The organism is Bradyrhizobium sp. SZCCHNS30572 (genome assembly GCF_032484415.1).
Classification (GTDB): domain Bacteria; phylum Pseudomonadota; class Alphaproteobacteria; order Rhizobiales; family Xanthobacteraceae; genus Bradyrhizobium.
On record NZ_JAUESY010000007.1, the window covers coordinates 119,561 to 141,747 of the forward strand.

At 65.5% G+C, this 22,187-nt stretch carries 24 protein-coding genes; 17 read left to right on the top strand and 7 right to left on the bottom strand.

Annotated features, from left to right (window positions below; translation table 11 throughout):
- The first annotated feature begins 163 nt into the window (after positions 1-163).
- The 6 genes from QX048_RS20310 (at position 164) to QX048_RS20335 (ending at position 3,876) form a co-directional block, all read left to right on the top strand.
- Complete coding sequence (locus QX048_RS20310; RefSeq protein ID WP_315751358.1) at positions 164-445, top strand: type II toxin-antitoxin system RelE/ParE family toxin; 282 nt, start codon at positions 164-166, stop codon at positions 443-445.
- A gap of 11 nt (positions 446-456) precedes the next feature.
- Positions 457-762, top strand: a complete 306-nt coding sequence (locus QX048_RS20315; RefSeq protein WP_315751360.1) for a HigA family addiction module antitoxin — start codon at positions 457-459, stop codon at positions 760-762.
- A 1,255-nt stretch (positions 763-2,017) separates the two neighbouring features.
- On the top strand, positions 2,018-2,770 hold the full coding sequence (aqpZ, locus tag QX048_RS20320; protein ID WP_315826528.1) for an aquaporin Z: 753 nt from the start codon (positions 2,018-2,020) through the stop codon (positions 2,768-2,770).
- 133 nt (positions 2,771-2,903) lie between these two features.
- Positions 2,904-3,182 (top strand): hypothetical protein, encoded by a 279-nt coding sequence (locus tag QX048_RS20325; RefSeq protein WP_315826529.1) that lies wholly within the window; start codon positions 2,904-2,906, stop codon positions 3,180-3,182.
- A gap of 70 nt (positions 3,183-3,252) precedes the next feature.
- Positions 3,253-3,570, top strand: a complete 318-nt coding sequence (locus QX048_RS20330; RefSeq protein ID WP_315826530.1) for a hypothetical protein — start codon at positions 3,253-3,255, stop codon at positions 3,568-3,570.
- Between the two features lie 120 nt (positions 3,571-3,690).
- Positions 3,691-3,876, top strand: a complete 186-nt coding sequence (locus QX048_RS20335) for a hypothetical protein (protein ID WP_315751364.1) — start codon at positions 3,691-3,693, stop codon at positions 3,874-3,876.
- 30 nt (positions 3,877-3,906) lie between these two features.
- On the opposite strand, the gene QX048_RS20340 is transcribed toward QX048_RS20335, so the two are convergent.
- Together QX048_RS20340 and QX048_RS20345 are read right to left on the bottom strand one after the other, a co-directional pair.
- A complete protein-coding gene (locus QX048_RS20340; protein ID WP_315716344.1) occupies positions 3,907-4,317 on the bottom strand; it encodes a flagellar basal body rod protein FlgC in 411 nt (136 codons plus the stop codon).
- A 116-nt stretch (positions 4,318-4,433) separates the two neighbouring features.
- Entirely contained in the window at positions 4,434-4,679 is a 246-nt protein-coding gene (locus QX048_RS20345) for a hypothetical protein (protein ID WP_315826531.1), read from the bottom strand.
- Positions 4,680-5,055: 376 nt separating this feature from the next.
- On the opposite strand from QX048_RS20345, the gene QX048_RS20350 reads away from it, so the two are divergent.
- The 10 genes from QX048_RS20350 to glgA all read left to right on the top strand — a co-directional run bounded on the left by QX048_RS20350 (position 5,056) and on the right by glgA (position 16,952).
- Positions 5,056-6,003: a sugar-binding transcriptional regulator gene (locus QX048_RS20350; protein WP_315826532.1), complete on the top strand. Its 948-nt coding sequence runs from the start codon at positions 5,056-5,058 to the stop codon at positions 6,001-6,003.
- 163 nt (positions 6,004-6,166) lie between these two features.
- Entirely contained in the window at positions 6,167-7,498 is a 1,332-nt protein-coding gene (locus QX048_RS20355; protein ID WP_315716341.1) for a sugar ABC transporter substrate-binding protein, read from the top strand.
- A gap of 406 nt (positions 7,499-7,904) precedes the next feature.
- Positions 7,905-8,777 carry a sugar ABC transporter permease gene (locus tag QX048_RS20360; RefSeq protein WP_315826533.1) on the top strand — a complete coding sequence of 291 codons (873 nt, stop codon included), beginning with the start codon at positions 7,905-7,907 and terminating at the stop codon, positions 8,775-8,777.
- A 2-nt stretch (positions 8,778-8,779) separates the two neighbouring features.
- The gene (locus QX048_RS20365; RefSeq protein WP_315826534.1) at positions 8,780-9,610 is read left to right on the top strand and encodes a carbohydrate ABC transporter permease; all 831 of its coding nucleotides are present in this window, start codon (positions 8,780-8,782) and stop codon (positions 9,608-9,610) included.
- Between the two features lie 14 nt (positions 9,611-9,624).
- Positions 9,625-10,632: an ABC transporter ATP-binding protein gene (locus QX048_RS20370; RefSeq protein ID WP_315716338.1), complete on the top strand. Its 1,008-nt coding sequence runs from the start codon at positions 9,625-9,627 to the stop codon at positions 10,630-10,632.
- A 47-nt stretch (positions 10,633-10,679) separates the two neighbouring features.
- Entirely contained in the window at positions 10,680-11,453 is a 774-nt protein-coding gene (locus QX048_RS20375) for an SDR family NAD(P)-dependent oxidoreductase (RefSeq protein WP_315826535.1), read from the top strand.
- 29 nt (positions 11,454-11,482) lie between these two features.
- Entirely contained in the window at positions 11,483-13,132 is a 1,650-nt protein-coding gene (locus QX048_RS20380; RefSeq protein WP_315826536.1) for an FGGY-family carbohydrate kinase, read from the top strand.
- Positions 13,132-14,079, top strand: a complete 948-nt coding sequence (locus tag QX048_RS20385; protein WP_315716335.1) for a carbohydrate kinase — start codon at positions 13,132-13,134, stop codon at positions 14,077-14,079. Before QX048_RS20380 ends, QX048_RS20385 begins: the two co-directional genes overlap by 1 nt.
- 144 nt (positions 14,080-14,223) lie before the next feature.
- Positions 14,224-15,489, top strand: a complete 1,266-nt coding sequence (gene glgC, locus QX048_RS20390) for a glucose-1-phosphate adenylyltransferase (RefSeq protein ID WP_315716334.1) — start codon at positions 14,224-14,226, stop codon at positions 15,487-15,489.
- Positions 15,486-16,952 (top strand): glycogen synthase GlgA, encoded by a 1,467-nt coding sequence (glgA, locus tag QX048_RS20395; RefSeq protein ID WP_315826537.1) that lies wholly within the window; start codon positions 15,486-15,488, stop codon positions 16,950-16,952. The genes glgC and glgA overlap by 4 nt, the downstream gene beginning before the upstream one ends.
- A 26-nt stretch (positions 16,953-16,978) precedes the next feature.
- Here glgA and QX048_RS20400 read toward each other — a convergent pair whose 3' ends face one another.
- Positions 16,979-18,016 carry a zinc-dependent alcohol dehydrogenase family protein gene (locus tag QX048_RS20400; protein ID WP_315826538.1) on the bottom strand — a complete coding sequence of 346 codons (1,038 nt, stop codon included), beginning with the start codon at positions 18,014-18,016 and terminating at the stop codon, positions 16,979-16,981.
- Between the two features lie 255 nt (positions 18,017-18,271).
- Here QX048_RS20400 and QX048_RS20405 point away from each other — a divergent pair, with 255 nt between their 5' ends.
- Positions 18,272-19,744: a D-aminoacylase gene (locus tag QX048_RS20405; protein ID WP_315826539.1), complete on the top strand. Its 1,473-nt coding sequence runs from the start codon at positions 18,272-18,274 to the stop codon at positions 19,742-19,744.
- 5 nt (positions 19,745-19,749) lie between these two features.
- Here QX048_RS20405 and QX048_RS20410 read toward each other — a convergent pair whose 3' ends face one another.
- The 4 genes from QX048_RS20410 to QX048_RS20425 form a co-directional block, all read right to left on the bottom strand.
- Positions 19,750-20,772: a caspase family protein gene (locus tag QX048_RS20410; RefSeq protein WP_315826540.1), complete on the bottom strand. Its 1,023-nt coding sequence runs from the start codon at positions 20,770-20,772 to the stop codon at positions 19,750-19,752.
- Entirely contained in the window at positions 20,661-21,089 is a 429-nt protein-coding gene (locus QX048_RS20415; protein ID WP_315826541.1) for a hypothetical protein, read from the bottom strand. The genes QX048_RS20410 and QX048_RS20415 overlap by 112 nt, the downstream gene beginning before the upstream one ends.
- A gap of 94 nt (positions 21,090-21,183) precedes the next feature.
- Positions 21,184-21,654, bottom strand: a complete 471-nt coding sequence (locus QX048_RS20420) for a hypothetical protein (protein WP_315716328.1) — start codon at positions 21,652-21,654, stop codon at positions 21,184-21,186.
- 19 nt (positions 21,655-21,673) lie between these two features.
- A complete protein-coding gene (locus QX048_RS20425) occupies positions 21,674-22,135 on the bottom strand; it encodes a DUF1843 domain-containing protein (RefSeq protein ID WP_315716327.1) in 462 nt (153 codons plus the stop codon).
- Positions 22,136-22,187: the final 52 nt, after the last annotated feature.

A 22,187-nucleotide genomic window follows, 5' to 3' on the forward strand; every position in this document is an offset into this window, starting at 1 on the left:
CAGGTGATTTGCCCGACGACCCAAGGGGAATCAGCACGACGGGCAGTTTGTACAGGGCTGGGATACGCTGGCCGACATACGAGTTGGCAGAAACAGCGCGAGCAGCTCAGAGACATCGCCATTGCTTGACGTATGTATCATTAAATGATACATACGTTGGCACATGATCAGAAGCTTCCGCGACAAGATCACCGAGGCTGTCTTCGACGGCGAGAACCCGAAGGGCTTTCCGTCGGATCTGTCAAAAGTGGCCCGCCGGAAGCTGCGTTACCTCAACGCTGCAGCCGATCTCCGCGACTTGCGATCGCCTCCGGGCAATCGGCTGGAGGCGCTGACGGGGGATCGTCAGGGGCAGCATTCGATTCGCATCAATGATCAATTTCGGGTGTGCTTCGTTTGGACGGCGGAAGGTCCGGCGGACGTCGAGGTCGTGGACTATCACTAAGAGGCACTGCAATGACCAAGAAGCTGAAACCCATGCATCCCGGTGAGGTTCTGCGGGAGGAGTTCCTCGATCCTCTCGGGATCTCCGCGGGCGCTCTCGCCAAGGTGTGTGGCCTGCCGCGGACACGAATCGAGCGGATCGCGAGCGAGCAGAACGGCATCACCGCCGACACCGCGCTTCGGCTCGCCAAGGCGCTCGACACGACGCCCGAGCTTTGGCTCAACCTGCAGACGGACTATGACGTCCAGATCGCGAAGCGCGACCTCGGCAAGACTCTCGACCGGATCGAGACGGTGAACAAGCCGCGAGCGGCGTGACCGGGCCACGGCCGCCGAGCGGTCGCGCACTGCGGCCCGGAGTTTCATGCAGCGTCACCGTAATGCGCAGCTTGAAACTCGCGAGAGCGCGGGTGCTATCAAAACGAAAATCAAAGACGCAATCTCACCCGAGCATCACGACACGCGAACTGACGAAGATGATTGAGGGAGTTTCGACCGTCACGATGTCAGCAATCAGGTCCAAGTTCAGGGCGGACCTCAAACGACCAAGAGAACGAGGCGTGCCGGTGTGCATGTAACGTCGAATTCGTTACCAAGTGTGCACTCCGGAATCACGGTGATTTCCTGAATGCCCTTCTTTTTTGTTGCATGCACGGCCACACTTTGGACACGGCTCTCCGCACCTTATCTCAGGAAACTCCTTCTTGGTTTGTTTCTTTGCAGTGGAGGCCTTCTTGGTAGCGGAGGTCTTCTTTGTAGCGAGGCCGCGTTTGACGCTCCTTTTGGTTGAATTCTTCATTTCAAATACTCTTCATTATTATCGTTGCAACTTTAAGTTCAATTTTGCATTCGCGTATTGATGTAGGTCAATATTTGTCGGGGCAGGGCTAGACGTCGATGTGATCTTTCTCACAGCCCGCCACGCGATGGCGCGTCAATGTCGTCCCGTGTGGTCCTGGCACGCCGAACACGCGAGGTGATGACATGCGCTGGAGTGACTCAGCCAAGGGATTTGCGGTCGTTCTGGTGGTGACCGTCGCGGGGTACGTGTCCACGACCTATGTCGACCACCGGTTTGCCGCGCTTGACGCATCCGCGGATGCGACAACGAGCCCGCCTCCGACATCCTCCGCTTGCGTCGGCGAAGATGGGCGCTGGCACAATTGGCCGTGGGCGAACGTGCCGATGCTCTCGCCGGCATGTCGGCAAAATCGATAGCACGTAGCGGATGAGCGGAGCATCATCCGCCATGCGGGATCATCGATGTCGGCCTGGACCGTCGGCCGCAAGCTCGATGAGCAACCCCTCGCCGATCAAGCTGGTTCACGGCAGGAACGAGCTTCCGCCAGGAATGAGCGCCGACGACTGTTGGCAAGCAGCGTAAGCTGGCGGATGACGCTTCGCTCATCCGCCCTACGAACTACGAACGGTCGGACTCTTTCTGACTCAAAGTCACAGGCATCCCACGGCCGACCGCGAATCCGCCTTTGACTCCAGGTTGTCGAAGTGATCATCTTCTCCATTGACGGGAGAGGCAGGCTCCAGCCAATCACACGCACCCAGGGAGGCGATGATGAACGGCATCAACAACAAGCTCGTGGCGGAGGCGATCGGGACGTTCTGGCTGACGTTCGGCGGTTGCGGCAGTGCGGTGATCGCGGCCGGCGTGCCGGATGTCGGGATCGGCATGCTCGGCGTGGCGCTGGCGTTCGGGCTCACCGTGGTGACCATGGCCTATGCGATCGGGCACATCTCGGGCTGCCATCTCAATCCGGCTGTCACCGTGGGACTGGCGTGTGGCGGGCGTTTCCCGACCGGGCTGATCGTGCCCTACATCATCGCGCAGGTGGTCGGCGCCATCGTTGGCGCGGCCGTGCTGTATGCGATCGCCAGCGGGGCGCCGGACTTCAGCACGGCGAGCGGCTTTGCCGCCAATGGCTATGCGGAGCATTCGCCCGGCAAATATGGGCTCGGGGCCTGCCTGCTCAGCGAGTTCGTGCTGACGATGATGTTCCTGTTCGTCATCATGGGCGCGACCCATGGCAAGGCGCCGGCCGGGTTTGCGCCGCTGGCGATAGGGCTGGCGCTGACGCTCATTCACCTGATCAGCATCCACGTCACCAACACCTCGGTGAACCCGGCGCGCAGCACCGGGCCGGCGCTGTTCGTCGGCGGCTGGGCGCTGGCGCAGCTCTGGCTGTTCTGGGTGGCGCCGCTGCTCGGCGGCGCGGCCGGCGGCTTCATCTATCGCTGGCTGAGCCCGGAGCCGGCCGGCGAGGTGACCGGCGAGCGGACGGGGCAGGGCGCGGTCGCGAAAAGCGCCTAGGAGATCTCCCCACGCAGTTGGATCGGGCCGCGTCACGGCGTGGCCGATGCCGTGGTCGCGCCGCTCTTGATCGCGGTCGGCTCTGCTGGATAATGCGCGCCTTGTCAGCGTGCACGATTTTGCAGGTGTCGTGATGAGCCGGAGGAACAACGAGCCGCTGTCCGATCGGGTCGCCAGGGTGGCCGAGGCGCTGCTGGCCGACCAGCATTACGTCAGCGTCGCCGACCTGTTCTGTGGCCTCGGCTGGCTCGATGCGTCGCTGCTGGAGCAGTGGCGGCGTGGGCAGGTTGGGTCGCTGGAGGAGGTCACACGCTCCGGTCTCCCGCGCATCCAAGGGGCCGAGCCCGAGCGAGACCGCCTATGTCGCACAGACGCCAAGCCGGCAGCCGCTGCGGTTCAGCCGCAGCAATGATCCGCAACTTGAAGAGCTGTTCCGGACGCATTGGGTCTCGCCGGCGCTCTCCGAGAAGAAGCGCGAGCGCGTGGCAGTGAAGGCGAGCCGGGCGCCGGAGCTGGTGGCGATCGCGCCGGCGCGGGACGGCTGGAGCTGTCATCGCTGCGGCGGGACCGGCGATGTCCTCATGATGGAGGATGGCGGTCCGGCGTGTCTCTCATGCGTCGGTCTCGGCGATCTCGTGTTTCTGCCCGCCGGCAACGCGCTGCTGTCGCGGAGGGCCAAGGCGAAGAGCAAACGCCATGCGGTCGTGGTGCGCTTCAGCCGGACGCGCGGGCGCTATGAGCGGCAGGGGCTGCTGGTGGAGCCAGGGGTGCTGGCCGAGCTGGGTCAGGACACCGCGTGAGCACGGCGCAGGACGCGCTGTCGGTCGTCTCCATGATCTCGCCGTGCTACGATGCTCGTCGTCCGCAGGGGCATCCGGTCCGCCCGCTCCGGCGTTCTGCAGCGACAGGTGAGGGCCGCAATGTTCGTCGACTTGCCCGGCCACTGGCCGCATGATCCGAAGCCGGAGCCGCCGAAGCGACGGCTGTCGCCGCGGCGTGAAAAGCTGCTGCTCGTGCTGATCGGCTTCAACATGATGCTGCTTATGGTCGCGCCTATTGGCGGTGCCACGCTGATCCACTGGCTAGTCGCCGTATTCTCGCGCTGACGCGGGAGACGCCGGGCTATCGAGGCCGGCCTACACCTTCATGTCGATCACGGTGCGGCTCATCTCGTCGCTCGCCTTCAGCACTTTCGCGTTCGCGGCGAAGCTGTATTTGGCGACGAGCTGGCTGATCATCTCCTGCGCGAGATCGACATTGGGCGCGGCGACGAGGCCATCCTTGTTGGCGAACGGCGCGGTGGGATCGTAGCTCGCGGACGTACCCGAGCTCGAACGCGTGATGGTCGTCTGCGTGCCGCCGCCGGCGACGTCGCTCTGCACCAGCTCGAGCGGGTCGTAGGCCTTCGGCGCGCCGGCCGGCAGCGTGCCGTCGGCATTGGGCAGCGCGCCCGTGCTCCTGGCATTGGCGACGTTCGAGGCGGACACCTCGAGCCGGCGCGAGGCGGCTTGCATGCCGGAGACTGCGATGGTGGCGGTGGGACTCATGGCGGCGCTTGCTGATGACGTGATGCGCCAGCTAAGCCCGCGGCGCACCAAGCAAGTGTCAAGACCGCCGATGAGACTCGAGCGTCCGGCTCAAGGTTTTGTTCACCATCACGAACTCAACGCGGCCCGTTTGGATCGTCGCGCAGCAGCGCCAAGGCGGTGGGCACATCCATGGCTGCGGAGACGAGCACATATTCGCCGCGTGCCGCGTGGACGCCCCCGGTGACCACGACCGCCCGCTTCGGGCAGAGGCCGAAGCAGCTCGTCGCGATGACGCGGGCGGGCTTCTCGCCTGCGCGGTTGCCGGGGCTGCCGCGGGATTCCAGCGCGTGCTTGAGGGCCTTCTTCAAGGCCTTGTTCAATGCTTTGGGGTCATCGCTGCGCTTCAGGCAATTGCGGCAGACGAACACCGGAGCGGCGCGGTGGGGGCGGACGAGAGAGGGGAGGGCCATGCCCCCGAGCTAAGCGGCCGGCCGAGCCGCCGCATCCCGCGGGGATGCGCAGCCGTCGTGCGCCGAGCGAGGATCCGCGACGCTGGGCGCAACCTGCCGAGATTGGGCTATTGCCCACGATCAGAGCATATGATCTGGTCTGGATGACCCTGCCGCGTTCCTCCTGGGGATGGTGGCGCGCCTCGGTCCCCGGCGCCGTGAGCGCCATGGCATAGTGCAGGCCGATCAGCGTCGGGCCGCGCTCGGCCGGGAAGACGTGTTCTGAAAGGGAGGCCGGCTCGGCGTCATGGCGGGCGACAGCGACAAATCACGGCTCGACGATGCCGCTCGCGCCGGCTGGCTGTACTTCATCGCGGGCCATACCCAGGACGAGATCGCCCGGATGCTGCAGGTGTCGCGCGCCTCGGCGCAGCGGCTGGTGTCGCTGTGCCTTGCCGAGCGGCTGATCACGTTCCGGCTCGAGCATCCGATCGCCTCGTGCATGGCGCTGGCCGCGCAGCTCAAGGCGCGCTTCGCGCTGGTGCACTGCGAGGTGGTCCCGACCGATCCGGCCGCGCCGGCCGGCGCGGCGGGGATCGCCGAACGCTGCGCCAACCTGCTGGAGACGACGCTGCGCGCCGAGACGCCGGTCATCATCGCGCTCGGCACGGGCCGGGCGGTGCGCGCCGCGGTCGAGCGCGTCTCGCCGGTCGACCGGCCCGAGCACCAGATCGTCTCGCTGGTCGGCAACATCCTGGCCGACGGCTCCGCCAGCTTCTTCGACACCGTCGGCCGGCTCGCCGACCGCACCGGCGCGCGGCATTATCCGATGCCGCTGCCGTTCCTGATGGGCACCGAGGACGAGCGCGACCGCATGGTCCGGCTCGATGCCATCGCCAAGGTCAAGGCGGTCGCCGACAAGGCCGACCTCAAGCTGGTCGGCATCGGCCAGATGGACCAGAAGGCGCAGATGCATGTCGACGGCTTCGTCACCCGCGACGAGCTCACCGAGATGATGCGGCTCGGGGCCATCGGCGAGATCACCGGGTGGGCCTATGACGCCAACGGCAGGGTGATCGCCGGCGGCACCAACCGCAGGCTCACCAGCATTCCGCCCGAGGTGCCGGCCCGCGCGATGACGATCGCGGCGGCGCTGGGACCGGCGAAGATCCCGGCCATCCGCGCCGCGCTGACCGGGCGGCTCATCAACGGCCTGATCACCGACGAGGCCACGGCGCGCGCCATCCTGGCGTGAAGGCCCGCGGCGCTGCTGCGCATTGTTCTATCAAAGATCGGATTCCTGTCGCGCCGCACAACCTGTGGGCGCCGGCGCATGCTTGACAAAGCCCGATCAGTGTTGTGAACATCAGCCCAGCCCGTGAGCATATATTCAATAACCGCGGGAATGGGAGGAGACCGTGAAGACCATCTTCACTCGGACGAGCACGCTTGCCGCCCTGCTGGGCGCCGCCACGCTGCTGACACATGCGCCCGCACTGGCGGAGACGAGTCTGACGATCGCCACCGTCAACAACGGTGACATGATCCGGATGCAGGGCCTCACCAGCGAGTTCACCAAGGCCAATCCCGACATCTCCGTGAAATGGGTGACGCTGGAAGAGAACGTGCTGCGCCAGCGCGTGACGACGGACATCGCCACCAAGGGCGGCCAGTTCGACATCCTCACCATCGGCACCTATGAGGTGCCGATCTGGGCCAAGAAGAACTGGCTGGTGCCGCTCGACAAGCTCGGTGCCGACTATGATGCGGGCGACATCCTGCCCAAGATCAAGGACGCCGTGTCGGTCGACGGCAAGCTCTATGCAGCGCCGTTCTACGGCGAGAGCTCGTTCGTGATGTACCGCACCGACCTGTTCGACAAGGCCGGGCTGAAGATGCCGGAGAGCCCGACCTGGGACTTCGTCGTCGACGCCGCCAAGAAGCTCACCGACAAGCAGGGCGGCGTGTACGGCATCTGCCTGCGCGGCAAGGCCGGCTGGGGCGAGAACATGGCGTTCCTGACCGCGATGTCGAATTCGTTCGGCGCGCGCTGGTTCGACGAGAAATGGCAGCCGCAGTTCAACACGCCGGAATGGAAGAAGACGCTGACGACGTATGTCGAGCTGATGAAGGAGGCCGGCCCTCCCGGCGCCAGTTCGAACGGCTTCAACGAGAACCTCGCGCTGTTCAACTCCGGCAAATGCGCGATGTGGATCGACGCGACCGTGGCGGCCTCGTTCGTGACCAACCCGAAGGAGTCGAAGGTCGCCGACAAGGTCGGCTTCGCGCTGGCGCCGAACACCGGCCTCGGCAAGAACGCCAACTGGCTGTGGGCGTGGAGCCTCGCGGTGCCCGCCGGCTCGCAGAAGGTCGAGGCGGCGGAGAAGTTCATCGCCTGGGCGACCAGCAAGGACTATCTGAAGCTCGTCGCGTCGAAGGACGGCTGGGCCAACGTGCCGCCGGGCACGCGCACCTCGCTCTACAAGAACGAGGAGTACCTGAAGGTCGCGCCGTTCGCCAAGCTGACCCTGGCCTCGATCGATGCCGCCGATCCGAACAAGCCGACGGTCAAGCCGGTGCCTTACGTCGGCGTGCAATACGCCGCGATTCCTGAATTCCAGGGCATCGGCACCGCGGTGGGGCAGCAGTTCTCCGCTGCGCTGGCCGGCTCGATGACCGTCGATGCGGCGCTCGCGGCGGCACAGTCCTCCACCGAACGCGAGATGAAGCGCGCCGGCTACATCAAATAGGCGCGCAAAGTTATCAGCTCGACACGAAACTCCTCCCGAGCTGATCACTGGCGGCCATCCCTCCCCACAGGGATGGCCGCATTTTCTCTCCAACGTTGTTCGAGCTCTCGCCCGGACGACGGTGCGCTCCCTCTCCCCGCTTGCGGGGAGAGGGTTGGGGTGAGGGGGACTCTCCACGAATACCGCGCTCGCGGAGAGTCCCCCTCACCCGGATTGCATCTGCCGATGCAATCCTCTCCCCGCGGGCGGGGCGAGGTGCACCGAGCCCGAGGCTTTATTCTCACGGCGGCGTGGTCATTGCGAGGAGCCGAAGGCGACGAAGCAATCCAAAGTCCCCCCGTGATTGTGGATTGCTTCGCTTCGCTCGCAATGACGGCAGTGTTCATCGAGCAAATGGACAGCGGCAATGGCCACCAGACAGACGCAACTCCTCGCCCGCGCGCTGATGTCGCCAGCGGTCATCCTGCTGTTCATCTGGATGATCGTGCCGCTGGCGCTGACGATCTATTTCTCGACCCTGCATTACAGCCTGCTCGATCCCGGCTCGGAGAGCTTCGTCGGCTTCGAGAACTTCACCTACTTCCTCACCGATCCCGCCTTCCTCGCCTCGCTGCAGAATACGCTGGTGCTGGTCGGTTCGGTGCTGCTGCTGACCATCGGTCTCGGCATTCCCCTCGCGATCCTGCTCGACCAGCCCGTGATCGGCCGCAACATCATCCGTCTGATGGTGATCGCGCCGTTCTTCGTGATGCCGACGGTCAGCGCGCTGGTCTGGAAGAACCTGCTGATGCACCCGGTGTCCGGCCTGTTCGCCTGGATCGCGACCTCGCTGGGGCTGACGCCGATCGACTGGTTCACCGACGCGCCGCTGCTCGCGGTCATCTTCATCGTCGCCTGGCAGTGGCTGCCGTTCGCGACCCTGATCCTGCTGACCGCGCTGCAGTCGCTCGACGAGGAGCAGAAGGAGGCCGCCGAAATGGATGGCGCCGGCGCGGTGTCGCGCTTCATCTATCTGACCGTGCCGCATCTGGCGCGCCCGATCACGGTGGTGATCCTGATCGAGACCATCTTCCTGCTCACGGTGTTCGCCGAGATCTTCGTCACCACCGGCGGCGGGCCGGGGTTGCAGACCACCAACATCGCCTTCCTGGTCTATTCCCAGGCGCTGATCCAGTTCGACGTCGGCACCGCCTCGGCCGGCGGCCTCGTCGCGGTGGTCATCGCCAACATCGTCGCCTTCTTCCTGGTCCGCATCGTCGGCCGCAATCTGGAGGCCTGACCATGGCGCGCAAGGTCACTGGACGTCATGTCGCGATCTCGACCGTGGCCGCTTGGCTGGCCGGCTTCGTGATCTTCTTCCCGATCCTGTGGATGGCGCTGGCGAGCTTCAAGACCGAGCTGGAGGCGTTCGCGACGCCGCCGTCGTTCCTGTTCTTCCACTGGACCACCGAGAACTACGTCACCGTGCAGGAGCGCAGCGACTATCTGCACCACGCGCTGAACTCGCTGATCATCGCCGGCGGTTCGACCCTGATCGCGATGCTGATCGCGATCCCTGCGGCGTGGTCGATGGCGTTTGCGCCGACCAAGCGCACCAAGGACATCCTGCTCTGGATGCTCTCGACCAAGATGATGCCTCCGGTCGGCGTGCTTGTGCCGATCTATCTCATCTACAAGAATTTCGGTCTGCTCGACACCCGCACCGGGCTGGTCTTCATCCTGTGCCTCGGCAATTTGCCGATCGTGATCTGGATGCTGTTCACCTACTTCAAGGAGATCCCGAAGGACATCCTCGAGGCAGCGCGGATGGACGGCGCCACGATCGGGCGCGAGCTGATCTACGTCCTGACGCCGATGGCGATCCCGGGGCTGGCCTCGACCCTTCTCCTGAACCTGATCCTGGCCTGGAACGAGGCGTTCTGGACCTTGAACCTGTCGACCTTGAATGCGGCGCCGCTGACGACCTTCATCGCGTCCTATTCGAGCCCGGAAGGCCTGTTCTGGGCGCGGCTGTCGGCGGCGTCCACGCTCGCGATCGCGCCGATCTTGATCATCGGCTGGTTCAGCCAGAAGCAGCTCGTGCGCGGACTGACCTTCGGCGCAGTGAAGTAACGAAAGGGCTGACCATGGGACGGATCACGCTGGAAGGTGTGCAGAAATCGTTCGGGCCGGTCCACATCATCAAGGGCGCCGATCTCGACATTCCCGACGGCGCCTTCGTGGTGTTCGTCGGCCCCTCCGGCTGCGGCAAGACTACGCTGCTGCGGCTGATCGCGGGACTTGAGGACGTCTCCGGCGGACGGATCCTGATCGACGGCAACAATGTCGTCGATGTGCCACCGGCCAAGCGCGGGCTGTCGATGGTGTTCCAGTCCTACGCGCTGTATCCGCATATGAGCGTGCGCGGCAACATCGCCTTCGGCCTGAAGATGGCCGGGCTGCCCAAGGCCGAGATCAACCAGAAGGTCGAGGCGGCCGCGGCCACCTTGAACCTCACGCCCTATCTCGATCGAAAGCCGCGCGAGCTGTCCGGCGGCCAGCGCCAGCGTGTCGCGATCGGCCGCGCCATCGTGCGCGAGCCCAAAGCGTTCCTGTTCGACGAACCGCTGTCCAATCTCGATGCCGCGCTGCGCGTGCAGATGCGGCTCGAGGTGACGCGGCTGCAGAAGCAGCTCGGCACCACCGCGATCTACGTGACGCACGACCAGGTCGAGGCCATGACCATGGCCGACAAGATCGTGGTGCTGAACGCCGGCCGCATCGAGCAATATGGCTCGCCGATCGAGCTCTATCAGCGCCCCGCCAATCTGTTCGTCGCCAGCTTCATCGGCTCGCCGAAGATGAACCTCATCACCGGCGCGGAAGCGGACAAACACCATGCGACCACGATCGGCGTGCGGCCCGAGCATGTCGCGGTCGTCGACGACGGCGGCGAGGGCTGGCCCGGCAAGGTGGTGATCGCCGAGCATCTCGGCAGCGACACCTTTCTGTACGTCGATGCCGGCGCGCTCGGGACGCTCACCGTGCGCGTCGTCGGCGAGAAACGACTCGGTGCCGGCGACACTGTGACGCTGCGGCCCGAGCCCAGCCGCATCTACCGCTTCGACGAGAGCGGCAATTCGATCTTCGCATGAGAGGTGACGTCCCCTCCGGGCGTCAACGACAACAACGGACCACGACGATGTATCTCGAAAAATTCAAACTGAACGGCAAGACCGCGTTGGTCACCGGCGGCGGGCAGGGCATTGGCCTGGCTTGCGTCGAGGCGCTGGCGGAGGCGGGCGCGCATGTCGTGATCGCCGATCGCGACGCCAAGGCGGCGGCGGACGGGCAGGCGGCGATGAAGGCCAAGGGCTATGACACCGAGACCGCGCTGATGGACGTCACCAACTCGGCTCAGGTCAACGAGGTGGCCGACGATCTGGTCGCGCGCTACGGCGGCATCGACATCCTCGTCAACAATGCCGGCATCGCGCGCAGCGAGACGCCGGCCGAGACCGTCACCGACGAGCACTGGCTGAACGTGCTGGACGTCAATCTCAACGGCACCTTCTGGTGCTGCCGCGCCTTCGGCAAGCACATGCTGGCGGCCAACAGTGGCGCCATCGTCAACATCGGCTCGATGTCCGGCTTCATCGTCAACAAGCCGCAGGAGCAGTGCTTCTACAACGCGTCCAAGGCTGCGGTGCACCATCTGACCAAGTCGCTGGCGGCCGAATGGGGCGCGCGCGGCATCCGCGTCAACGCGGTCGCGCCGACCTATATCGAGACGCCGCTGAACGCCTTCGTGAAGAGCAATCCGCGCATGTACGACGCCTGGATCGGCGGAACCCCGATGGGCCGCATGGGTCAGGTCGAGGAGATTGCCTCGGTGGTGTTGTTCCTCGCTTCCGAGGCGGCAAGTTTGATGACCGGCAGCGTCGTCGTTGTCGATGGCGGCTACACTTGCTGGTAAGCTCGCGTCAGAATTGACGGGAGCGAAACATGCGGCAGGCGTTCATCGGTGTCGATGTCGGCACAACCAGCACGCGCGCCGGGATTTTTGACGGCAACGGCCGGCTGCTTGCCGCGGCGCGGCATCCGATCCAGACTTGGCACGAGGCCGGTGATGTCGTCGAGCAGTCGTCCGACGACATCTGGCGTGCGTGCTGCGCGTCGGTCAAAGCCGCGCTAGCGGAGGCCGCGATCGCGCCGGAGCTGATCAAGGGGGTCGGCTTCGATGCCACCTGCTCGCTGGTGGTGCTGGACCGCCAGGGCGCGCCGGTCACCGTCAGCGGCTCCGGCGACGCCAGCCGCAATGTCATCGTGTGGATGGATCATCGCGCGCTGACGGAGGCGCGCGACATCAATGCCACCGAAGACGAGGTGCTGCGCTATGTCGGCGGCTCGATCTCGCCGGAAATGGAGATGCCGAAGCTGCTGTGGCTGAAGCGGCATCTGCGCAAGAGTTTCGATGCGGCCGGCCATTTCTTCGATCTCGCCGACTTCCTCACCTGGCGTGCGTCAGGCTCTCTGGCACGCTCGATGTGCACGGTCACCTGTAAATGGAATTATCTGGCGCACGAGACGTGCTGGAGCGCGGCCTTTTTTCGCCGTATCGGGCTGGAGGATTTCGTCCGCGAGGATTACGCGCGGATCGGCACCGAGATCGTCGCGCCCGGTACGCCGCTCGGCCGTGGGCTGTCGCAGGACGCGGCCGAACAACTCGGGCTCGTCGCGGGTACGCCGGTCGGAGCCGCGCTGATCGATGCCCATGCCGGCGGCATCGGCGCCATCGGTGGCCGCGCGGCTGACGGCGGGGAGGTCGATGTCTGCGACCGGCTCGCCTACATCATGGGGACTTCGGCCTGCATCATGGCGACGACGCGGGTGCCGTCCTTCGTGTCCGGCGTGTGGGGACCGTATTATCAGGGCATGGTGCCTGGGTTCTGGCTCAACGAGGGTGGCCAGTCTGCCGCGGGGGCGGCGATCGATCATCTGCTGCGCTCGCACCCGGCCGCGGCCGAGGCGACCGCTGCGGCGCGCGCGGAAGGGCTCGACCTGATCACCCTGCTCGAAAAACGGATCATGGCGCGGGTGCCGAATGCCGGCAGCGCGGCGCTGCTGGCGCGAGATCTTCACATTCTCCCGGAATTTCTCGGCAACCGCTCGCCCTATGCCGATCCGGACTCGCGCGCCGTCATTGCCGGCCTTGATCTCGATGCCGATGTCTCCGCGATGGAGCGGCTGTTCATGGCCGGGTTGTGCGGGCTCGCCTATGGCCTTGCCGACGTCATCGATGCCTTCGCCGCCAACGGCGTTACCAGCCGGACGCTGGTCATGGCGGGTGGCGCCTCACGCAGCCCGCTGGTACGCCAGATCATGGCCGATACGACGGGATTGACGGTGGCGCTGCCGGGCACCCAGGAGCCGGTGCTGCTCGGTGCGGCCATGCTCGGCGCGGTCGCCAGCGGCGCTTTCCGCTCGATCGGCGATACGATGGCCTCGATGTCCTCGCTCGGGCGTCTCAGCGACCCGACCGATCCGAACATCGCGGCCTTCCATCGCCGCAAGCGGCGCATCCACGGCTTGCTGCGAGCGCTTGATCGCGAGAGCCGTTCCGTGATGCATGGTGCCGATGAGGAGGCACGCTGATGATCCTGAGCTGCGGCGACGCGTTGATCGATTTCGTCCCGGCCAGATTGGCCGACGGGCGCGATGCCTTGCGGCCAGTGGTCGGCGGCTCCTGCCTGAACGTCGCCGTCGGCGTGGCGCGGCTCGGCGCGCCCACGGGCTTCGTCGGTGGCATCTCGACCGACCTGTTCGGCACCATGATCGCGGCGCATGCCCAAGGCTCGCACGTCGACCTCGGCTACGCCGCGCGCAGCCCGGACCAGACCACGCTCGCTTTCGTGCGCCATGTCGGCAGCGAGGCGCAGTATGCCTTCTACGACGCCGAGACCGCCGCGCGGAAGTGGACGTTCCGGCCGGGCAGTATTGCCTTTGCAGACATCGACGCCATCCATGTCGGATCGACCACGTTGATCCACGATCTCGGTGCCGCGGAGACCCGTGCGCTGATCGCCGCCACGCAGGGCGCGGTGACGATCTCCTTCGACCCGAACTGCCGTCCGAATCTGGTGACTGATAAGGCTGGCTACCGCGCTGAGATGGATGGGTTCGCCGCGAGCGCCGACCTGATCAAGATGTCGGATGTCGATTTCGACTATCTGCATGGCCACGACGACTACGCTGCGCGGGCGGACGCGCTGCTGGCGCGCGGCGCCAGCCTGATCGTCGTCACGCGGGGTCCCAAGGGGGCGCTCGGCTGGCATGCGCAGGCCGGCGCGGTCGAGGTCGCGGTCCCCGCGATCGAGGTGGTCGATACGATCGGCGCCGGCGACTCCTTCCAGGCGGGGCTGTTGTTCGCGCTGCGCAAGCTCGGCCGCATCGACCGGGAGGCCCTGAGAGGATTGAGCCAGACCGAAATGCGCAAGGCGCTCGCCTTTGCCGCAGCCTGTGCGGCCGTCACCTGCACCCGCGAGGGCGCCGACCCGCCGCGCTGGGACGACGTGGCTGCAACCTGGGATCGCCTGGGCTGAAGCTCCCCATTGCACTCGTCATTGGGAACTGGTTGGCTGTTCCCCCGTCATATGTGAGTACCGGACGAGGAAGCGCGATCGCGAGACTCCTCTGCCCGGGCCGCGGAAATCTTGACGCGACAAAGAGTTGCAGGGAGGAGAACCATGGCACCCGCCGCACGGACCGAGCCGCTGTCCCGTCACGCGCTGGCCTTCGTGTTGGCTGGCGGACGCGGCAGCCGGCTGCTGGAGCTGACCGACCGGCGCGCCAAGCCCGCCGTCTATTTCGGCGGCAAGTCGCGCATCATCGATTTCGCGCTGTCGAACGCCGTCAATTCCGGCATCCGGCGCATCGCCGTGGCGACACAGTACAAGGCGCACAGCCTGATCCGCCATCTGCAGATGGGCTGGAACTTCTTCCGCCCCGAGCGCAACGAGAGCTTCGACATCCTGCCGGCGAGCCAGCGCGTCTCCGAGACGATGTGGTACGTCGGCACGGCCGACGCCGTGTACCAGAACATCGACATTCTCGAGACCTACAACACGAAATACATCGTCGTGCTGGCCGGCGACCACATCTACAAGATGGACTACGAGCTGATGCTGCAGCAGCATGTCGACCAGCGCGCCGACGTCACCGTCGGCTGCCTGGAGATGCCGCGCGAGGACTCCTCAGGCTTCGGCGTCATGCACATCAATGAGGACGACACGATCCGCGACTTCATCGAGAAGCCGGCCGATCCGCCGCCGATGCCGGGCAAGCCCGACAAGTCGCTCGCGAGCATGGGCATCTACGTGTTCGACGCCAAATTCCTGTTCGAGGAGCTGAAGCGCGACGCAGCGGAACCGAATTCCAACCACGATTTCGGCCGCGACATCATTCCCTACATCGTCAGGAACGGCCGCGCCGTGGCGCACCAGTTCTCGCGCTCCTGTGTCCGCGCCGCCCACGATCAGGGCAGCTACTGGCGCGACGTTGGAACGGTGGACGCCTATTGGGCGGCCAATCTGGATCTGACGGACGTCGTGCCCGAGCTCGATCTCTACGATCGCTCCTGGCCGCTCTGGACCTATTCTGAGATCACGCCGCCGGCCAAGTTCGTCCATGACACGGATGGACGCCGCGGCGAGGCGACCTGCTCCCTGGTGTCCGGGGGCTGCATCGTCTCCGGCGCCCAGGTGCAGCGCTCGCTGCTGTTCACGGGAGCGCATCTGCATTCCTACGCCAAGCTGCAGAACGCGGTGCTGCTGCCCTACGTCAACGTCGCGCGCCATGCGCGCCTGACCAACGTGGTGGTCGATCGCGGCGTGCAGATTCCGGAGGGGCTCGTGGTCGGCGAGGATCCGGAGTTCGACGCCAAGCGGTTCAGGACCACGGAGAACGGCGTGACCTTGATTACCCAGCCGATGATCGACGGGCTCAATTCATGACGCCACTGCGCGTTCTGTCGGTTGCGTCGGAGGTCTATCCCATCGTCAAGACGGGCGGCCTCGCCGATGTCGTCGGCGCCCTGCCGTGGGCGCTGATGGCGGAGGACGTCGAGGTCCGCACGCTGATCCCGGGTTATCCCGCGGTCATGAAGGCGTTGGAGCAGGCCAGCGAGATCAGCTCGCTGCCGAACTTCTTCGGCGGCAACGCCCGGCTGCTCGGCGGCAGCCATGGCGCGCTCGATCTGTTCGTGCTCGACGCGCCGCATCTCTACGACCGCGAGGGCAACCCCTATCTGGGGCCCGACGGCAAGGACTGGCCGGACAATGCGTTCCGCTTCGCGGCACTGGCCCGCGCGGCGTCCTATATCGGCCTCGGCGCGGTGCCGGCTTTCGTGCCCGATGTCGTCCACGGCCACGACTGGCAGGCTGGGCTGGTGCCGGCCTATCTGCTGTACAGCCACCGGCCGCATCCCGGCACGGTCATGACCGTGCACAATCTGGCGTTCCAGGGCCGCTTTCCGCGCCACTTCCTGCCGCCGCTCGGCCTGCCGCCGGAATCCTTCTCGATCTACGGCCTCGAATATTACGGCGACATCAGCTTCCTCAAGGCGGGTCTGCAGTTCGCCGACAAGATCACGACGGTGTCGCCGACCTATGCGCGGGAAATCCAGAGCGACGAGCAGGGCATGGGCCTCGGCGGCCTGCTGCGTCAGCGTGCGTCGGACCTCGTCGGCATCCTCAACGGCATCGACACGGCGGTGTGGGATCCCGGCAGCGATCCGGCGATCGCCTCGCATTTCGGTATCGACCGGATCGAGGCGCGGGCGCCCAACAAGGCCGCGCTGCAGACGCGCATGGGCCTGCAGGTGGCGCCGGAGACGTTCCTGCTCGGCGTCGTCAGCCGGTTGACCTCGCAGAAGGGGCTCGACCTGCTGCTGTCCTGCCTGCCGACCTTGACCAGTAGCGGCATCCAGCTGGCGCTGCTCGGCGACGGCGAGGCCGAGCTGCGCGACGCGTTCCGTGCCGCGGCCGCGAACGAGCCCGGAAAGATCGGCGTCGTCATCGGCTACGACGAGGACTTGGCGCATCTCATCCAGGCCGGCTGCGATGCGCTGGTGGTGCCGTCGCGGTTCGAGCCGTGCGGGCTGACGCAGCTCTGCGCCCTGCGTTACGGTGCGCTGCCGATCGTCACTGCGGTGGGCGGTCTCGCCGACACCGTCATTGACGAGACCGAGGCCGGCGTCGCCGCAACCGGGTTCAAGTGCGCGTCCGTGACAGCGGAGGCGCTCGATCAGACCCTGCGCCGCGCCGCTGCGGCCTTTTACGCCGCGCGCAGCAACGCCTCGAACTGGACCCGCATGCAGCTCAATGCGATGCTGACCGACGTCTCCTGGCGCCACCGCGCCGGCCGTTACGCCGAACTCTACCGGCAGATCGTCGCGCAGCGGCGTCCGGCAGGCTGAGCGCCGCGGCGTACGGGTCGGGAGGCCTATGCCTCGATGAGAACCTTCAACGCATGGGTCTTGGCCGCGGCGCCGAACGTCTCGTAGGCATCGAGGATCTGATCAAGCCTGAAGCGATGGGTGATCAGCCGCTTCGGTTCGAGCTTGCGCGACTGCACCGTCTTCAGCAGCATCGGCGTCGTCACCGTATCGACCAGCCGCGTCGTGATCGCGATGTTGCGGTCCCACAGCTTCTCCAGATGCAGGTCGGCCTTGACCCCATGCACGCCGACATTGGCAATGGTGCCGCCGGGGGCGATGATGTCCTCGCAGGTCACGAACGTGGCGGGCATGCCGACTGCCTCGATCGCGGTGTCGACGCCGCGGCCATTCGTCAGCGCCAGGACCTTCTCGACGGCCTTGCCGTCGGCGTTGTTGACGACGCTGGTGGCGCCGAAGCGGGTGGCGACCTCGAGCCGGTTGTCGTCGAGGTCGATCATGATGATCTCGGCCGGCGAATAGAACTGTGCCGTCAGCAGCGCCGCCAATCCGATCGGGCCGGCACCGACGATCGCCACCGCCGATCCCGGCTCGACCTTGCCGTTGAGCACGCCGCATTCGAAACCGGTCGGCAGGATGTCGCTCAACATCACCAGCGCATCTTCCTCAGTCCCAGGAGGCACGTGGTAGAGGCTGGTGTCGGCGTGAGGCGTGCGAACATACTCCGCCTGCGTGCCGTCGATCTTGTTGCCGAGGATCCAGCCGCCATGGCGGCAATGCGAATACATGCCGCGCCGGCAATAGTCGCAGGTTCCGCAGGCCGAGATGCAGGAGATGATGACGTGGTCGCCCGGCTTGAACGCGCGCACGGCGCTGCCAACCGCGTCGACCACGCCGACGCCCTCGTGGCCGAGAATGCGGCCCGGTGTACATGTCGGCACGTCACCCTTGAGAATGTGAAGGTCGGTGCCGCAGATCGTCGTCTTCAGGATTTTGACCACCGCATCGCCAGGCTCGATGATGGTCGGCTTCGGGCGCTCGTCGAGAGATTTCTGGCCGGGACCATGATAGACCAGGGCTTTCATGACGTACCTCCGCAGGTTGCTTCCCGGAGGATGGATGGCGCCAGAGAGATCGCGCGCCGTTGAGGCGTATCAATCCTGGCCAGAGTCCCTATCACTATCGTGTGTCCCGGGTGGCCAGGACGAAAGGCGACGGCGGATGCGCGTCGCGCCTCCAATGCAGTCCAGCCCGGCTCGGATCACATGCGCATCGCTCTGGACGCATCGGTGCGGCTCGCGGATAGTCTCCCGGCTTCCTACAATTCCGCGTGAGATTTCATGACCGACAACCAGCCTTCGTCCGAGTCCTTCGACCTGATCATCCGCGGCGGCACCGTCATCGACGGCACGCGTGCGCCACGCTTCGAGGCGGATGTCGGCATCAAGGACGGCCGCATCGTCGCCATAGGCGGGCTTGACGGCCGGCGAGCCACGCGGGAGATCGATGCCACCGGCCTCATCGTTGCGCCGGGCTTCATCGACTCCCACACCCATGACGACAGCGCCGTGCTGGTCGATCCCGACATGACCTGCAAGGTCTCGCAGGGGGTGACCTCCGTCGTGACCGGCAATTGCGGCGTCAGCATCGCGCCGCTGAAGCCGGGCTCGCCGCGGCCGATGCCGCTCGGCTTGCTATCGCCAAGCGAGGGACAGGTGGTCGAGTATGCCGCGTTCGCCGACTACGTCGCCGCGCTGCGCACGGCGCCCGCGGCGGTCAACGTAGCGCCCATGGTCGGCCACACCGCGCTGCGTGCGTCGGTCGTGAGCGACCTCGGCCGGGCCGCGACGGAGGTGGAGATCGCCGAGATGCGCGCGCATGTGCAGGACGCGCTCGACGCCGGCGCCATCGGCGTCTCGACCGGGACGTTCTATCCGCCGGCGGAGGCGGCGCCGACCGAGGAGATCATCGAGGTGTGCCGTCCGCTCACCGGCAGTGGCGGCGTCTATGCCACGCATATGCGCAACGAGGCGAACGAGGTGATCCAGTCGCTGGAGGAGAGCTTTGCCATCGGCAAGGCGCTCGACGTCCAGGTCGTGATCTCGCATCACAAGGTGGTGGGGCCAGCGAATTTCGGCCGCACCAGGGAGACGCTGCCGCTGATCACGAAGGCGATGAGCTGCCAATGCGTCGCACTCGACTGCTATCCCTACAACGCCTCGTCGACCATGCTGCACACCGACCCGGCCAAGCTGCAGGTCAAGGTCGTCGTCGCGGCCTCCGGACCCCATCCGGAAATGGCGGGTCAGGATCTCGCCGACATCGCAGCCGCCTGGGGCGTCGACCGGCTCGAAGCCGCCAAGCGGCTGCAGCCGGCGTCGGCGATCTACTTCGCGATGGACGAGGCCGACGTGCAGACCATCCTCGCCTTCGAGCCGACCATGATCGGCTCCGACGGTCTGCCGTTCGGCGAGCGTCCGCATCCGCGGCTCTGGGGCACGTTCCCGCGCGTGCTCGGCTACTACTGCCGCGAACTCGAGCTGTTCTCGCTGGAGACCGCGGTGTGGAAGATGAGCGGGTTGACCGCGCGGAATTTCGGCGTCAAGGGACGCGGCACGATCGCGGTCGGCAACCATGCCGACATCACGATCTTCGATGCCGCCAGCGTCCGGGACAGCGCGACCTATGATGCCCCCTGCGTGCCGGCCGCCGGCATCGAGGCCGTCATCGTCAATGGCGCGCTGACCTGGTGGCAGGGCACGCACCAGAAGGCGCGTGCGGGGCAGGTGATCACGCGCGGATCACGGCGGTGATCTAGCTAGATCGTGAACGGGCGCTGGCTGTCGTACTCACGATCTTCCTTGCCGGTCCTGTAATGGTTCGGCGATTGCGTCGGCAGCATCTTGCGCTGAATCTGAAGGTGGAAATCGTTGTAGTTGCCCTTGAATTGACCGTTCGCCCAGACCAGCAGCAGCGCCGCGGTGAAGACGCTGTTGATGGCGCCATCGAATGACACCTGATTGTCCTGGCAGCCCGAGATCAGACGGATGCTGGCCTTGGCGACATCCCTCGACTCCGCACCCGGCGCGCCCTTTGCGGCCCGGCCGATGGCTTCATAAAATGCGCGGTTCTGCTCATAAGTACGAAGGGCGATATCCTGCGGCAAGAACTTGGGCGCATAGCTGATCCCTTTCGTCGCGGCCCTGCCGGCCACGGCGATATCCAAATTCCCCGCGAAGCCGGCGGCCTGCGCCATCTCGTAGTAGCTCACCTTGGCCACAGTGCCGCTATGGCAGGAATCGGAGAGAATCAGAACACGAACACCATCGGCGATCGCGCCGTACACGCGATAGAGTTCATCATCGATCATCTGTCCGTCATAGAGGCACCAGGTCTCATCGAGTGCGTCGATCTCGTCACCATCGAGGTCCGGAACCTGGCTGCCGTGGCCCGAATAGGTCAGCAGCAGAATGTCTCCGCTGTTCAAGTCGCGGGCGGCCATCGTCAGCATGTCGGTCACGGCGCCGCGCGTGGCCTGCTCGCTGAGCAGAATGCCGGTCCGATAGCCCGCCGTCTTCGCAATCGCCTCCATTGCGCGCGCATCATTCTCACAGGCGTTCAGCTTGCCGTCCCACCCAGCATAGTGCTTCGGATCCAGCCGATTGAGACCGATATGCAGCGAAATGCCCTTGGCCATTTCCGTCCCCCTGATGTCTCGGCTCGCAAACATCAAGCCGGCGGTTCGAGCCGATTGCCGCTTTCCGTGACCACCCAGGCGCAGACCGCGCAGATCGCATCGCCGTAGTCGCCGTGCCAACGGCAGTTCGCGCGGATCGAACACCGCGGCAGCGCCACGGTCCGCTCATTCGGCAAGAGCTCCAGCCCGTGCTCGTTCAGGATCTTGGCGACACCACAGCGCTTGCCGTCCCACTTTCCGCAGCCGCGCGCGAGGCACGGCGACGAGAAGCGGAAGCGCTGTTCCGGCGGACGTCCCTGCCGGGCGATCGCGACGAAGGCGGCGTCGACCTCGAAGCGCTCGGGAATGAAATCGATCCGGCCCTCGGCATTGACGATGCCGAGCAGCGTGTTGCCGTCGGCGCAGCGCGAACTCGGGCACATCGGCACCGACTTCGGCTTCACGGATGCTGCATCGGACATCGCCTGAACGCCTCTCGATTAGCTCTCGCCTCGCCCGGCTTGCTTGGTCTGGACATCGCCGTGATCCGAACGTGTGCCGGGCATTCGACCGCACTCAGGGATTATCCAGCTTCGGTCGATAGACAGCTCCGTAAATGTGGGAGCCAGGTCCCGCTCCGAACGCCTTGATCTGCGACAGCGGCGTCGCAACCATGTCGCCGCGCGTATCGAGCTTTGCGATTTCAGCCGTCACCGCCTTCTGAATGGCTTGCTCGATCTCAGACTTCAACTGGCCGGAGAGCGGACCGCCATCGATCTGAGCGACGAAGCGCTCCATCTCCGGCGCGGGCGCCGCCTTGTCGCCTCCACGCTTCGCAATCTCAGCGTCCAAAGCGGCCAGCGCCGCAACAAGATCACCCTGGACGCCGACGATCTGGCGCGCATGGTCGCGCAACGACACCAGATCGTCGATGGATGCGGGCCCTTTGACGGCCGCCGCCAACGCGTTGCCAATGGCAACGCCATAGACCATGATTGCTCCACCGGCGAAGGATGCGATTCCGCCAGCTGTACTCTTCTCGGTCATGATGTCGCCCTCCAAACCTTCAAGGCGCTGACTGAAGATCGATCGTGGCGATCAGACCCGCAGTGGCGCCGCCGTGCGTTCCCCCGAACGATTGGATTTGAGACAACGCCGTGATCTTCAGGTCGCCGCCGCTGTCGTGAGCGGCAATGGCAGCCTTCACCGCATTATTGACGGCCTGCTCGATGCTCTGTCTCGCCTGTGGCTCGATCGGAAGGCCGGTGATCTGCACGGTGAAGCGTTCGGATGGCACCACCTCGGCAGGCGCCGCGCCCTTGGCGGCCGCCTGTCCGCCGCGCTTGACGATTTCCTCGTCGAGCGCGTTCACCGCAGAAACCAGATCGCCTTGAGCGTCGACGATCGCCTTCGCGTGCGAGCGCAATGTGACCAACTCGTCCAGAGTGATACCGCCACTTGCGAGCGCATTGCCGATCGCAAGGCCGTACAGAGGCACCACTCCGCCTGGAACGCCTTCCTTCGCCAAATTCGCCTCCCTCGTCCTCTATACAATCTAAGGTTAGTATTTTACGATACCA

Coding starts and splice junctions, on each gene's coding strand:
- QX048_RS20310 (WP_315751358.1), top strand. CDS start 164: ATGATCAGAAGCTTCCGCGACAAGATCACCGAGGCTGTCTTCGACGGC.
- QX048_RS20315 (WP_315751360.1), top strand. CDS start 457: ATGACCAAGAAGCTGAAACCCATGCATCCCGGTGAGGTTCTGCGGGAG.
- aqpZ (WP_315826528.1), top strand. CDS start 2,018: ATGAACGGCATCAACAACAAGCTCGTGGCGGAGGCGATCGGGACGTTC.
- QX048_RS20325 (WP_315826529.1), top strand. CDS start 2,904: ATGAGCCGGAGGAACAACGAGCCGCTGTCCGATCGGGTCGCCAGGGTG.
- QX048_RS20335 (WP_315751364.1), top strand. CDS start 3,691: ATGTTCGTCGACTTGCCCGGCCACTGGCCGCATGATCCGAAGCCGGAG.
- QX048_RS20340 (WP_315716344.1), bottom strand. CDS start 4,317: ATGAGTCCCACCGCCACCATCGCAGTCTCCGGCATGCAAGCCGCCTCG.
- QX048_RS20350 (WP_315826532.1), top strand. CDS start 5,056: ATGGCGGGCGACAGCGACAAATCACGGCTCGACGATGCCGCTCGCGCC.
- QX048_RS20360 (WP_315826533.1), top strand. CDS start 7,905: ATGGCCACCAGACAGACGCAACTCCTCGCCCGCGCGCTGATGTCGCCA.
- QX048_RS20365 (WP_315826534.1), top strand. CDS start 8,780: ATGGCGCGCAAGGTCACTGGACGTCATGTCGCGATCTCGACCGTGGCC.
- QX048_RS20370 (WP_315716338.1), top strand. CDS start 9,625: ATGGGACGGATCACGCTGGAAGGTGTGCAGAAATCGTTCGGGCCGGTC.
- QX048_RS20375 (WP_315826535.1), top strand. CDS start 10,680: ATGTATCTCGAAAAATTCAAACTGAACGGCAAGACCGCGTTGGTCACC.
- QX048_RS20380 (WP_315826536.1), top strand. CDS start 11,483: ATGCGGCAGGCGTTCATCGGTGTCGATGTCGGCACAACCAGCACGCGC.
- QX048_RS20385 (WP_315716335.1), top strand. CDS start 13,132: ATGATCCTGAGCTGCGGCGACGCGTTGATCGATTTCGTCCCGGCCAGA.
- glgC (WP_315716334.1), top strand. CDS start 14,224: ATGGCACCCGCCGCACGGACCGAGCCGCTGTCCCGTCACGCGCTGGCC.
- glgA (WP_315826537.1), top strand. CDS start 15,486: ATGACGCCACTGCGCGTTCTGTCGGTTGCGTCGGAGGTCTATCCCATC.
- QX048_RS20400 (WP_315826538.1), bottom strand. CDS start 18,016: ATGAAAGCCCTGGTCTATCATGGTCCCGGCCAGAAATCTCTCGACGAG.
- QX048_RS20405 (WP_315826539.1), top strand. CDS start 18,272: ATGACCGACAACCAGCCTTCGTCCGAGTCCTTCGACCTGATCATCCGC.
- QX048_RS20415 (WP_315826541.1), bottom strand. CDS start 21,089: ATGTCCGATGCAGCATCCGTGAAGCCGAAGTCGGTGCCGATGTGCCCG.
- QX048_RS20420 (WP_315716328.1), bottom strand. CDS start 21,654: ATGACCGAGAAGAGTACAGCTGGCGGAATCGCATCCTTCGCCGGTGGA.